Below are 12,878 nucleotides of genomic sequence, written 5' to 3'. Positions count from 1 at the left end.
CGCCGTGGGCGGCGGGGTTTCCGGCGCGGCTTACGCCGCGCGTGGAGCGGCGTCCCCTCGCGGGGTTGCGCTGCTTCCTGCTTCGTCGACCTGTGCCCCGGTGTGGGGTCTTACCTGGTCTCCACAGGCGTTTAGCCTCTCCGCACGCCCTGCGGCGAGGATGTTGATAGCGGCGTTGCGGTCACGGTCGTGGACCGTGCCGCACGGGCACGACCAGGTACGCACCGATAGCGGTTTGGCCCCGTCGATGCGACCGCACGCGGAGCACGTTTGGCTGGTGGGCAGCCACCGGTCGATCACGATCAGCTCGCGGCCGTACCGCGTGGCCTTCTCTGACAGGAGTCGCCGGAAGGTGCCCCAGCTGGCGTCATGCACGCTCTTGGCCAGCCGGGTTCGGGCGAGACCGGAGACGGCCAGCTCTTCCAGCACGACCAGTTGATTCCCCTGAACGATGCTGGTAGTGGCCTTGTGCAGCCAGTCCGACCGGGTGTCGGCAACTTTGGCGTGCTGACGGGCCAGACGACGCCTGGCTTTAGCGCGGTTGTTCGAGCCCCGCTGCTTGCGGCTGAGTTCCCGCTGCGCCCGCTTGAGCTTCCGCTCCGCGCGCCGCAGGAAACGCGGGTTGTCGATGACCCGGCCGTGCTGGTCCACCACGAACGCCGACAGCCCCAGGTCTAGTCCACCCTCGATGTCCTGGCCGTGTTCCTCGACAGCTTCCGGCAGGGTTTCGTCGCCGACCTCGACCACGAACGACGCGAAATACCGGTCGTCGGCCGTTTTCACCACGGTCACCGACGACGGAGCGGACGGCAGGTCCCGCGACCAGGACACAGTGACATCGCCGATCCGGGCAAGACGCAGCTTCCCATTCGCTCGAATCGAAAACCCTCCGGTGCGCAGTCGGATGGCTTGCCGGTTGTCCTTACGGGACTTGAACCGGGGTGCGCCCACCCGCTTCCCGACGCGTTTGCTCTTCAAGCTGTCGAAAAAGTCCTTGTACGCCTGGTCGCAGTCGCGGATGGCCTGCTGCAGCACGATGTTGGAGCACTGGCCGAGCCAGCCGTTCGTCGGTGTGCTTGGCGTCGGCAATCAGCCGCTTCTGCAGCTGCGTCCCACTCGGAAACGTCTCCCCGGCCGCATAGGCGTCCTGCCGGGCACGCACAGCGTCGTTGTAGACGACACGGGCGTTGCCGAACGCCTGCGCGAGCGCTCGGCGCTGCTCGTCGCTCGGGTAAAGCCGGTATCGGTACCGCAGCTGCATCGGCTGATCACCTCCCTCCCATTGATCACTGCAGCATGTTGGTCTATGGCCAATACTGAGGATTATCGCACTGGTCGGAACTGCGTTTTCGGGATACATGCCCACTTGGTCTTCGTGACGAAGTACCGCGGGAACGTGCTCACCGGACAGCACCACGACTTCCTCCGTGAGGTGTTCGCGAAAGTCTGCGCCGACTTCGGGGCAACCCTGAGCGAGTGCAACGGGGAAGACGACCACGCGCACCTCCTCGTGGAACACCCGCCGCAGGTGGCGGTATCGAAGCTGGTGAACAGCCTGAAGGGCGTGTCCTCGCGGCGACCGAAGCAGCACTTCCGACTACGTACCTACCGGGGACATTTGTGGTCGTCGTCCTACTTCGCAGCCTCATGCGGCGGGACGCCACTGAGCATCATCCGGCAGTACGTGAAAAACCAGCGACGCCCTGCGCAGTGTGCCCGACCACAAACACTCCCGATCGGCTCACCCCGGCCCGAAGGCCGGAGCTCGCACCGATAACCCCAGGTCACGAGCGGCTCGAGCCGCCTCGAAACCTCGGACCGAAATTCCCGCTCAAGGGGCTCCGTTCAACGCGGGTGCGCTGAGCCTGAGCAACCCGACCGACCGCGGGTTCTCCCGTGGTGCTCTCGCGAGGAAGGCCCGACGTGGTGTAGGTGGCCACCCGATGTCGGGCCTGCCCGGAGCGAGAGCCCGCGAGAGGTTCCGCCACCCGCACCGCTACGCAACCGGCCCCGCCGACCTCTGAAGGTCAGCCCTCCTCCGAGGACATCTCCGGGGTTTCGAGCGGGCGAAGTCTGACCCAGAGCAGGAAGAGCCCCCCGAGTGCCAGCATCGACAGGCCCGTCCACAGGTTGATGTTGATGCCCTGGGACTTGGCGAGCCCCTCCGCCGTGGGAAACATTCCGGCGAGCCCCACCAGCACGCCGTACACGACGAAGAGTCCGCCGATGATCGTCCGGATGTCGAACAACTTCGTCGACGCGGCCGACTTTCCGGTTTCGCGCCGGTCCTCTCCGGAATCCGTTTGCTCGGACAACGGTTACCTCCAAACTTGGAACTCCGACACGCGGCCGGGTGAGCAACACCCGGCCGCGCCGAACTCGCGACGAAACCTCATATGGAGAACGGGATGTAGCACAACACCGCGAGCACGATCGCTCCCCAACCGAGCAGAGCCGGTTTGCGGTACCAGGCGTCGTCGCCCTTCTGCAGTTCTCCCCGCGTGTTGGCATCGGCCTTCGTGTAGACCAGCCCGACCAGTTCCTCGGCCGGTTTCGGCCGGGTGGCCAGGGCGACGGGCACGCTCACCGCGACGTCGACCGCGAAGGCGATGATCGAGGAGGTCATGTTGACAGCCTGATCACTGCCCATCTCCACGATGCCCACCCGGTAGAGGCTGTAGAAACCGACCGGGGCCAGCGTTCCGAGCAACAGGCCCCAGAAACCGGCCTGGGCGGTCATCCGCTTCCAGAACAGGGCGAGTATGAAAGTGGCGAACAGCGGGACGTTGAAGAAGGAGAACAACGTCTGCATGTAGTTCATGATGTTGCTGAACGACGACGCGATGAACGCCGTTCCGATCCCGATCAGCACTCCCACTGCGGTGACGACACGGCCTATCATCAGGTAGTGCGCGTCCGACATCGCCGGCTTGATGTAGGCCTGCCAGATATCGGTGGTGAAAACCGTGTTGAAACTGGAAACGTTGGCCGCCATGCCCGCCATGAAGGAGGCCATCAACCCGGTGACGGCCAACCCGAGAACACCGTTCGGCAACAACTCGGCCATGAGCAGCGGTATCGCGGAATTGTAGTCGTACTCGCTTCCCGGCTGACCGATGTTCGGCTGCACGAGCAGCGCGATCACCCCGGGAAGCACCACGATCAGCGGGATGAACATCTTGGGGAAGGCCGCGATCAACGGGGTGCGCCGCGCGGCGGAGAGGTTCTTCGCCGATAGGGACCGCTGCACCTCGGCGAAATTCGTCGTCCAGTAGCCGAACGAGATGGCGAAACCGAGTCCCAGGGTGATGGTCAGCCAGTTCGCTCCCAGGGGATTGTCCTGGCCGAAACCGGTTCCGCCCCAGGCGCTCAGGAACTGCGCCCCCTCCGAGGCGGTCACCTTGTCCAGCAGACCTCCGACGCCACCGACGCGTACCAGCCCGAGCACGGTGAGCGGAACCAGCGCCGCGACGATGACGAAGAACTGCAGCACCTCGTTGTAAATGGCCGAGGTGAGTCCTCCGATGATGATGTAGGCGAGCACGAAGAGCCCCGCCACCACGATCGAGACCGGAATCGGCCAGCCGAGCAGGGCCTGCAGAACGATGGCCAGGGCATAGAGGTTCACACCCGCTATGAGCACCGAGGCCACCGCGAACAGGATCGAGCTCAGCAGGTGTGAGGAACGGCTGAACCGCAGTAGCAGGAATTCGGGAACACTGCGCACCTTGGAGTTGTAGTAGAACGGCATCATCACCAGGCCGAGAAAGACCATGGCGGGGATGGCGCCGATCAGGTACCAGTGAATCGTGTAGGCACCGTATTGTGCCCCGTTCGCGGCCATCCCGAGTATCTCGGTCGCCCCCAGATTCGCCGAGACGAACGCGAGTCCGGTGACCCATGCCGGCAACGAGCGCCCGGACAGGAAAAAGTCCAGGGTGGTGTGCACGCTTCGTTTTGCGGCAAACGCGATCCCGAGAACGACCGCGAAATAGATGACAAGAATGAGGCTGTCCATCCAGTTCATCGACAGCCGTAGCCCATCGGCCAGAGTGTGCATCGTCGTCCGATCCTGTCGCCGTCCGCGAGTTGGCTCTCCAATCGCATGTTCGGTATGCCGAACGTTGTTCGAACAACCTACGACACGATCGGGTGACGGTCAACACATGGCCGGCGCTCGGCCTCCCGAGTGACACTCCGACCCACGAACGACGAAAATCGGAGGTGACTCGACCGTCGAAGCGGCGAACGCGACCGACACGCGCGATTACTCAACGAATTCGCGATGACCTGTCCGATTCGCTCAACTCGGGGAAGCCGGCGACCGGCTACTTTGCCGTCATGACCATCGAATTCAGCGCCGTCGGCATGGTCGCCGACGACATGGCGCGAACGCTCGCGTTCTACCGGCTGCTCGGCCTGGACATCCCCGCCTCCGCCGACACGGAGTCCCACGTGGAGACGACCCTTCCGGCGGGGACCCGTCTCATGTGGGACAGCGCGGAGGCGGTGCGGGCCGTTGATCCCGCGTGGACACCGCCTTCCGGAGGGCACCGCATCGCCCTCGCCTTCGACTGCGGCTCGCCGGAGGGGGTCGACAGCGCGCACGCGGAGATCACCGCGGCCGGCCACCGGGGGCACCACTCCCCCTGGGACGCCCCGTGGGGGCAGCGCTACGCGACCGTGCTCGACCCCGACGGCAACCACGTCGACCTCTTCGCGAGTCTCCCGGACCGAACAGCGGGTTGAAGCTCGTCCCGGCCGTTCGGCGGGGATTCCGGACCGGATGCCCCCGACCCGCCCGCTCCGGTGGAGGATTCACGGCGGCCCCGATGCGGGGCCGCCGTGCCCCGGGCCGGAATGGTCCCCGGCCCCTCGGTCGGATCAGCCGGTCACTTCCAGGGAAGCGTCCCGCCCGGGACGGGCGCGTCCGGGTCGTACGGCGCCCTGGTGAACACGAAGGTGTTCAGATCGATGTGGGCGGGTGTCCCGTCCGCGGAGCGGACGACACGCAGCGGTTCGCCGCGGTGGTAACCGTCCAGGCCGATCCAGGTCTCCTCGCCCGCGTAGCGGAACCTCGCGGTCCGCCCCGGCCCCTTCCAGGCCGACAGCTCGAGCAGTCCGTCCGGAAGCACCCGCATCAGGTGGGGGGTCGGCCCCCAGTACCACAGCCCGGTCAGTTCCAGCGTCCCCTCCGAGACCTCGGTGCTCGGATGCCACTCCGGTGGGATGCGCGGCTCGTGCTCGGCGAGGACGTCCAGCAGGTCGGTGGCCAGCGCTCCCACTCCGGACGTGGTGTTGGCCAGGAACACCACTCCGGTGGCCTCCTCCGGATCGGCCAGCACGTTCGCGAGGAACCCCGGCATCGATCCACCGTGCCCGACCAGCCTGCGCCCCCGGTGGCGCGCCAGCTGCAGACCGAGGCCGAACCCCCGGTTCCACTCGGAACCGTCGTCCACACTGGCTGGTTGACGCATCTCCGCCAGCGTGTCGGGGTGCAGCACGTCGCCGGTCTCACCGACGAGGAAGCGCAGCCAGCGGATCATGTCGTCCACCGTGGACCAGAGCTGTCCGGCCGGCGCCATCGCGGCCGCGTCCTCGGCGGGCTCCGGCTGCAGCACGTCGGCCCACGGATGCACGGCCAGCCCGGGGGCGCAGGGCTCCTCGGGCTCCATCGTCGTGCGCCGCATACCGAGGGGGTCGAGGACCTCCCTGCGAAGCACACCTGCGAAGTCCTCGCCGCGCAGCCGCGCGACGAGCTCGCCCAGCAGCCCGAAAGCCGTGTTTGAGTAGTGGAGGACGTGCCTGGGCTCCTCGCGCAGCTGTGCGCTGTCCACCGAGGCGACGAACCTCTCCGGTTCCTCGCCGGGAACACGCTCCCACCACTGCCCCGCAGGTTCGGAGCTCAACCCGCTGTTGTGCGCCAGCAGCTGCCAGATCGGGCGATCGTCCACAGCGGTCCCCGGGACGTGGTCGCCGAAGCGGTCGGACAGCTCCAACCTCCCCTCGTCGCGCAGTCGCAGCACCAGAACGGCCACGAACGTCTTGGTGATGGAACCGATGCGGTACTGCGTGTTCGCGGTGGGCGGTTCGGTGCGCACCGACCCCCGGCTGTCCACCCAGAGGGTCTCGCCGTCTCGGACCAGTCCCGCGATCAACGAGGGAACACGGTTGTGGGACTGTTCGACGGCCAGTCGCCGCAACAACGCACGTCGGGTCGTGGGCAGCAGTTCGCTCGGCATGAGGACATGTTTCCGCGCGGGAGCTCCCGTTCGCAAGTTCGTCCGCGAGTCCCCGCCCCCCGCGGAAAGCGTGCCGCTCGGCCCTGCCGGGGTGCCGATTTCCCGCGCGGGATCCGGGTACGGCGCACTGTGACCGGAAATACACCGAGCGTCGAAATCGCTGCCGAACCGTCCCGCGGGGCCCCGCGACCGTTGGGGGCGGACCCACGAGGGGCTTGCCAAACCGCGCCGAGCGCGCAACCATGCGTTCGCCGATGGTTCACCGGCGGCGACGGAAGCGTCCGGTCCGGTGAGGCAAGAGGGAACCCGGTGCGAGTCCGGGACTGCCCCGCAGCGGTGAGTGGGAACGAACGCCGTCCCCACGCGGCCGATGAAGACCGCGTTCGGAGCACGGCACTGGGCGGGAAGTCCGCCCGGGAAGCCGACGGCGAGTAGGAGAACCGGCCGAGCCGGTAGCGCCCACGAGTCCGAAGACCTGCCATCGGCGCGCACTCCGGTGCGCGAGTCCGGGGCCTCGCGGGAAGGCCGGCAGGACGGCGGGTCGCACGCTCCCACGCGACCACGACACGTGTGCCACTTTCCTCGGGGCCTCCGGCCGACCATGCCGTCGAGCTCGCGAGGAGAGAGCTTTGACCAGCCAAATCGGATCCACCGTACTCGGCTACCCCCGAATCGGGCCGCACCGTGAACTCAAACGGGCGCTGGAGAGCTACTGGTCCGGCGAGACCGACCGGGCCCGGTTGCGCGAAACGGCCGGGAAGCTGCGCGCACGAACCTGGCGGGAGCTGCACGAGGCCGGACTCGGATCCGTCCCGAGCAACACGTTCTCCTACTACGACCAGGTGCTGGACACCGCCGTGACTCTAGGGGCCGTCCCCGAGCGCTACCGCGAGCTCGGTCTCGACCCGTTGGACACCTACTTCGCGATGGCACGGGGAGTGGAGTCCACACCTCCGCTGGAGATGACGAAGTGGTTCGACACCAACTACCACTACCTCGTCCCCGAGATCGGCCCCGACACCCGGTTCGGCCTCTCCGACCGCACCCCGGTCGAGCGGTTCCGGGAAGCCGGTGAGCTGGGAATCACCACCCGGCCGGTGGTCATCGGACCGTTGACGTTCCTGCTGCTGGCCAAGAGCGCCGAGGACGCGCCCGCGTCCTTCTCCCCCACGGACCGGCTGGACGACCTGCTGCCGGTCTACGCCGAACTGCTGGAGGAGCTGCACCGCGCGGGCGCCGAATGGGTGCAGCTGGACGAACCCGCCTTCGCCGCGGACCGCCGTCCGGACGAGCTGGAGAAGCTGCGCACCGCCTACGCGGAGCTGGGAGGGCTGTCCGCCAGGCCGAAGCTGTTCGTACCGACCTACTTCGGCGACCCCGGCGAGTCCCTCGGCGTGCTCGCCTCGGCTCCGATCGAGGCCGTCGGGGTGGACCTCGTCGCGGGTTCGACCACGACGAACGTGCTTTCCGGGTTGACCGGGCTGCGGGACAAGACGCTGGTCGCCGGGCTCGTCGACGGCCGCAACATCTGGCGCTGCGACCTCGACGGGGCCCTGTCCACCGCGGCCACCCTGCTCGGCATCGCGGGCGAGGTCTCGATCGGGACCTCCTGCTCGCTGCTGCACGTTCCCTACGACGTCTCGGCCGAACGGGACATCGACCCGCAGGTCAAGTCGTGGCTGGCCTTCGCGCGGCAGAAGGTCGAGGAGGTCGTGCTGCTCGACCGCGCGCTGCACGAGGGGCGCGATGTCGTTCGGGACCAGCTCGACAGGGGCCGTGCCGCGGTCGAGGACCGCCGTGCCGCGGCCAGGTTGCGTGACGAGCGGGTGCGTTCGCGCACCTCGAGGCTGCGTCCCGAGCACGCGCGGCGCGGCGACCCCGCGAAACGGCGTGCGGATCAGCAGCGGGTGCTCGGGCTGCCACCGCTGCCCACCACCACGATCGGCTCCTTCCCGCAGACCTCCGAGGTGCGCAAGGCACGCGCGCGGTTCAACAACGGCCGGATCGACCGGGCCACCTACGAGTCCGAGATGACCGACGAGATCCGGCGTGTGATCGAGCTCCAGGAGGCCCTCGGCCTCGACGTGCTCGTGCACGGCGAACCCGAGCGCAACGACATGGTGCAGTACTTCTCCGAGCACATGGAGGGCTTCGTCAGCACCGAGAACGGCTGGGTGCAGTCCTACGGTTCACGGTGCGTGCGGCCGCCGATCCTGTTCGGCGACGTCTCGCGTCCCGAACCGATCACCGTCGGGTGGGCGGAAAGGGCCCGGAGCATGACCGACAAACCGGTCAAGGGAATGCTCACCGGCCCCGTCACCATTCTCGCCTGGTCCTTCGTCCGGAACGACCAGCCGCTCGGCGAGACCGCGAACCAGGTGGCCATGGCCATCCGCGACGAGGTGGCCGATCTCGAGTCGGCGGGTGTCGGCGTGGTGCAGGTCGACGAGCCCGCGCTGCGCGAACTGCTGCCGCTGCGTTCCGAGCAGCACGGGCAGTACCTGGACTGGGCGGTGCGTTCCTTCCGCCTGGCCACCTCGGGGGTCTCCGACGCCACCCAGATTCACACCCATCTGTGCTACTCGGAGTTCGGCGAGGTCATCAACGCGATCGTGGATCTCGACGCGGACGTGACCAGCCTGGAGGCCGCGCGGTCCAGGATGGAGGTGCTGGACGACCTCAACTCCGTCGGTTTCGCCAACGGGGTGGGGCCGGGCGTCTACGACATCCACTCCCCGCGGGTTCCCGATGTGGGCGAGATCGAGAAGCTGCTGCGCGCGGCGCTGGAAGCCGTCCCGGTCGAACGTCTGTGGGTCAACCCGGACTGCGGGCTCAAGACCCGCGGGTACGAGGAGGTGAAAGCGGCGCTGATCAACATGCGCACCGCGGTGCGGCGGGTGCGTGACTCGCTGAACACCTGATCCCGCGCTCCTCCGGTCCCGTGCCCGCTCCCACGTTCACGAGCGGGCACGGGACGGAAGCGGAGGGTTGTGCTACTCACGCTGTCGGAGGGTTGGCATGATTGAGCGGATGGACTCCGAGTACGACCGAGTGGACGTCCGCGGTGCGGTCGGCTTCGTTCTGATCGCCTACGTCCCGGCGTGGTTGCTGACCCTGCCGCTGTGGCTTTCCGGGGAGGGGTTGAACTCGACCTGGTACCCGCCCCTGTTGATCGCCATGATGTTCATGCCCAGCGTCGCCGCCCTGGTGACGAGCAGGTGGATCAGTCCCGGCCGGCGCGTACTGCGCGAAATCGGCATCACCCACCCGCGTGGCTTGCGCGGTTGGTGGAAGTACGGACTGCTCGGTTGGTTCGGCGCGCCGCTGGCGATGATGCTGACGCTGGTCGTCGGATGGGCGCTGACCGTCTACGACGCGCACTGGCTGGATTTCACGGACCTTCCGGGACAACTGCAGTTCGCCCTGACCGACCAGACCCCGGACTCCTCGATCACGGGCCTGCTGCTCCTGCTGGTGAACGTGTTCGTGTTCGGGTGGCTCAACGTCGTTCCCGCTGCCGGTGAGGAGCTGGGATGGCGCGGTTACCTGAACAGGGCACTGCTTCCGCTGGGACAGCCGGGAGCGTTCCTGGTCACCGGAGTGCTGTGGGGACTGTGGCACGCCCCGCTGCTGCTGCTCGGCTACAACTACCCGGCGGTGCCCAGCGTGGCCGCCTTCCTCCTGATGATCGTCTTCTGCGTGCTGGTCGGCACGCTGCTGGGCTGGCTGCGGCTGGCCTCCGGCAGCGTCTGGCCCGCCGCGATCGCGCACGGCTTCCTCAACGCCGCGGCGATCCTGCCCACGGTGTTCAACGCACCGGGCGAGCCGGTTTCCAACGTCTCGGTGGGGCTGCTCGGCTGGACCGGTTGGATCGTGCTGGGCCTGCTGATCCTGCTGCTGATCGCGCTGCAGAAGCTTCCGGTGCGGTTCCCCGGACGCGAGGCGGACGAGCCGGGGATCAGCCGCGGTGTCCCCCGCTTCCACCACCGCTGATGTGCAGCGATTTTCCGGCTCGGTTCGCGTAGGGGTGCGGGTGGCGGAACCTCGGGCGGCGCCCGGCTGCGGGATCCCCGACACCGGGTAGCGGCCTGCACAACGTCGGGGCTTCCTCGCGAGAGCACCACGAGCGGGCCCGCGGCGGTGCGAGTTGCTCGGGTGGAGCGCTTCGGTGCTCGGAGCACCGGGGAAGGACCCGAGCCAACATCAACTCGCACCGGAAAGCACCGGTCGGAGCGGGGAGGACCGGTTGCGCCGGCCGCACCGAGTCCGGCGCGGCCGGCGGGGCCGTCAGCGTTCGCCCACCTTCGGCAGCTGCTTCACCGGCTTCCCATCGTGGATCTTCTTCATCGCGGGGTAGAAGGTCCGGGCCGGGACCGTGCCGCCGTAGAGATTGCCCGCCGAGTCCCCGCACTGGTACGGCGGGGCGCTGCCGTTGACGCAGATCCCCTCCCACGGAGGGCCGTCCACGAGAGTCATCACCGCTCCGGCCATCTGCGGGGTGGCCCCGACCAGCACCGCCGAGCGGTAGAACTGGGTGGTTCCCGTCTTGGCCATCAGCGGGCGCTTCCACCCCGCGGACTCGGCGGCCGCGTGCGAGGTACCGCCCGGCTTGTGGTCGTCGGCCAGCCCCTGAGCCAAGGCGTGAGCGGTGTGCGGCGAGATCACCTGTTCACAGGACTGCCCCTTGATCCCGACCGGATCACCGTTGCGATCGGTCATCGAGGTCACCGGGGTGGGCGGACACCACTTGCCGTCGCTGGCGATGGTGGCCATCACGTTGGACAGCTCCAAAACGCTCACCGAGTCCACACCCAGCGTGAACGAGCCCTTGTCGTGCTGCTTGATCGCCTCCGCCTGGGTCAGCTCGCCTTCCTCCAACGAGCGGCCGTTCTCGTCCACCTCGGTCATGCTGCGGCGCAGCCCGAGCTTGGTCGCCATGTCCACGGCGTTGTCCAGCCCGACCTTTTCCAGCAGCATCACGAATCCGGTGTTGGGCGAGGTCGCCAGCGCCTCCTGCAGGGTTCTGGACCCCGAACTCACGCCCTCGGCGTTGTGCACCGTCCACGGCTTCCCACCGCCGAACTGGTGGGTGGTGTACTCGGCGGGCACGGGGATCTCGTCGTACGGGCTCATGCCCTGCTGGATGGCGGCGGCCGCCGTGAAGATCTTGAACACCGACCCCGCACCTCTGGTCTGAACCTTGCTGACGATGTCGTAGGCCGTCTGCCCCTTGCTGGCGTCGTTGCCGAAGTCCCGGTTGGCCACCAGCGCGCGGACCTCGTGCTTGTCCTTGCCCGGTTCGACTATCGCCATCGGGTTGGCGATGTTCTCGCTCCGCTTGGGCACCTGCGCCTCGGCCGCCTTCTTGGCCGCCTCGGTCGCCTCCGGATCCAGCGTGCTGTGGATGGTGTAGCCGCCCTGGTCCAGTTCCTTGTCGCTGAAACCGGCCCGGTTGAGGTAGTCCCGCAGGTAGGTGCAGAAGAAGCCGTTGGTGGCGCTGCCCCCCGCGCCGATGCAGCTGCTCGGCGGGCGCCCGAGCGGATCCAGCACATCGAGCGGTTTCTTCTTGGCGCGCTCGGCGTCCTCCTCGGTGATGCGGATCCCGTTGTTCGGACTGGCCATCCGGTCGATCACCATGTTGCGCCGGTGCTTGGCGTCATCGGGGTTCAGGTTCGGGTTGAGGGCTCCCGGAGCGTTGACCAGCGCGGCCAGCAGCGCCGACTGCGAGACGGTCAGTTCGTCCGGCGTGGTCCCGAAGTAGGTCTGCGCGGCCGCTCCGACCCCGAAGGTCTGGTTCCCGAAGGGCACCACGTTGAGATAGGAGGTCAGGATCTCCTCCTTGGACATGGTGCGCTCCAGTTCCACCGCGAGCCGCGCCTCGCGGAGCTTCCGCGCGACGGTGGTCTCCTTCGCGTCGTGCCGCTCCATCTTGCTGTCCGCGACCACGTGCACCAGGTAGTTCTTCACGTACTGCTGGGTCAGGGTGGAGGCGCCCTCCTCGACCGAACCGCTGCTGACGTTGGTGGCGAGCGCGCGCATGGTGCCCTGCCAGTCGACACCGCTGTGCTCCCAGAACCGCTTGTCCTCGATCGCGGTGATCGCGGACTTCATGGTCTTCGAGATCTTGTCCTCGGAAGTCGGAATCCGGTAGTCGTCGTAGAAGTAGGCGATCGGGTCGCCGTTCCTGTCCAACACCTTGGTGGTCAACGGCATTCGCGCCTTTTGGAGCGATTTGGACATTCGCGACATGGCCGAGGTGGTCTCGTTCACCGCGGCCCCGGCGCCGAGAGCGGCGGGCAGCATCAGGCTGGCCACCAGCACCCCGGCGAGCACGCAAAGTCCGAACAGTTTCAACAGCACGCCACCGCGCCGCACGCCAGCCCCAATCACACTCGTGTCCACGGAGCAGAGCATCGACATCGGGTTCCGGCACAAACCGCGTCCTCAAAACCGGCGAGGACCCTGGAACCCACGAGGGATCGTGGCGCCGGGTCGGATCGGGCACCGCCCCGATTCCCCCCGTCGTCGCTCAGCCACTTTGATATCACATCCGGACCCGCCGGAACTCCGCTGTGCACCGATCGCGATCCCGTGCGCCGGAGAAAACCACCGAGCGGTCACGGTCCGGTGACCGAA

The 12,878-nt window shown here is 67.5% G+C and carries 8 protein-coding genes, 1 pseudogene and 1 riboswitch; of the genes and pseudogenes, 4 read left to right on the top strand and 5 right to left on the bottom strand.

Annotated elements, in window-relative coordinates; all coding sequences use genetic code 11:
- Positions 1 to 30: 30 nt before the first annotated feature.
- Positions 31 to 1,261 (bottom strand): annotated as a pseudogene (locus tag FHR84_RS13840) (RNA-guided endonuclease InsQ/TnpB family protein).
- 45 nt (positions 1,262 to 1,306) lie between these two features.
- Between FHR84_RS13840 and tnpA the strand changes: the two are divergent.
- Positions 1,307 to 1,777, top strand: coding sequence for an IS200/IS605 family transposase (gene tnpA / locus FHR84_RS13835; protein ID WP_179535942.1), 471 nt, complete (start codon positions 1,307 to 1,309; stop codon positions 1,775 to 1,777).
- A 250-nt stretch (positions 1,778 to 2,027) separates the two neighbouring features.
- Here the strand turns inward: tnpA and FHR84_RS13830 are convergent, their stop codons facing one another.
- Positions 2,028 to 2,315, bottom strand: a complete 288-nt coding sequence (locus FHR84_RS13830; protein ID WP_179535941.1) for a hypothetical protein — start codon at positions 2,313 to 2,315, stop codon at positions 2,028 to 2,030.
- Between the two features lie 77 nt (positions 2,316 to 2,392).
- On the bottom strand, positions 2,393 to 4,060 hold the full coding sequence (locus tag FHR84_RS13825; protein ID WP_179535940.1) for a sodium:solute symporter family protein: 1,668 nt from the start codon (positions 4,058 to 4,060) through the stop codon (positions 2,393 to 2,395).
- Positions 4,061 to 4,341: 281 nt separating this feature from the next.
- Between FHR84_RS13825 and FHR84_RS13820 the strand changes: the two genes are divergently transcribed.
- The gene (locus FHR84_RS13820) at positions 4,342 to 4,749 is read left to right on the top strand and encodes a VOC family protein (protein WP_179535939.1); all 408 of its coding nucleotides are present in this window, start codon (positions 4,342 to 4,344) and stop codon (positions 4,747 to 4,749) included.
- Between the two features lie 143 nt (positions 4,750 to 4,892).
- Here the strand turns inward: FHR84_RS13820 and FHR84_RS13815 are convergent, their stop codons facing one another.
- Complete coding sequence (locus FHR84_RS13815) at positions 4,893 to 6,242, bottom strand: serine hydrolase domain-containing protein (protein WP_179535938.1); 1,350 nt, start codon at positions 6,240 to 6,242, stop codon at positions 4,893 to 4,895.
- A gap of 238 nt (positions 6,243 to 6,480) precedes the next feature.
- Positions 6,481 to 6,739: riboswitch (cobalamin riboswitch) on the top strand.
- 132 nt (positions 6,740 to 6,871) lie between these two features.
- Here FHR84_RS13815 and metE point away from each other — a divergent pair.
- Positions 6,872 to 9,163, top strand: coding sequence for a 5-methyltetrahydropteroyltriglutamate--homocysteine S-methyltransferase (gene metE / locus FHR84_RS13810; RefSeq protein ID WP_179535937.1), 2,292 nt, complete (start codon positions 6,872 to 6,874; stop codon positions 9,161 to 9,163).
- A gap of 97 nt (positions 9,164 to 9,260) precedes the next feature.
- Positions 9,261 to 10,235 carry a CPBP family intramembrane glutamic endopeptidase gene (locus FHR84_RS13805; protein ID WP_246300573.1) on the top strand — a complete coding sequence of 325 codons (975 nt, stop codon included), beginning with the start codon at positions 9,261 to 9,263 and terminating at the stop codon, positions 10,233 to 10,235.
- Positions 10,236 to 10,529: 294 nt separating this feature from the next.
- Here FHR84_RS13805 and FHR84_RS13800 read toward each other — a convergent pair whose 3' ends face one another.
- Complete coding sequence (locus FHR84_RS13800) at positions 10,530 to 12,602, bottom strand: transglycosylase domain-containing protein (protein WP_343075276.1); 2,073 nt, start codon at positions 12,600 to 12,602, stop codon at positions 10,530 to 10,532.
- Positions 12,603 to 12,878: the final 276 nt, after the last annotated feature.

The sequence above is a fragment of the Actinopolyspora biskrensis genome (assembly GCF_013408175.1).
Taxonomy (GTDB): Bacteria; Actinomycetota; Actinomycetes; order Mycobacteriales; family Pseudonocardiaceae; genus Actinopolyspora; species Actinopolyspora biskrensis.
The sequence above is the reverse complement of the archived record's forward strand: the minus strand, read 5'-3'. Positions and strand labels throughout refer to the sequence as shown.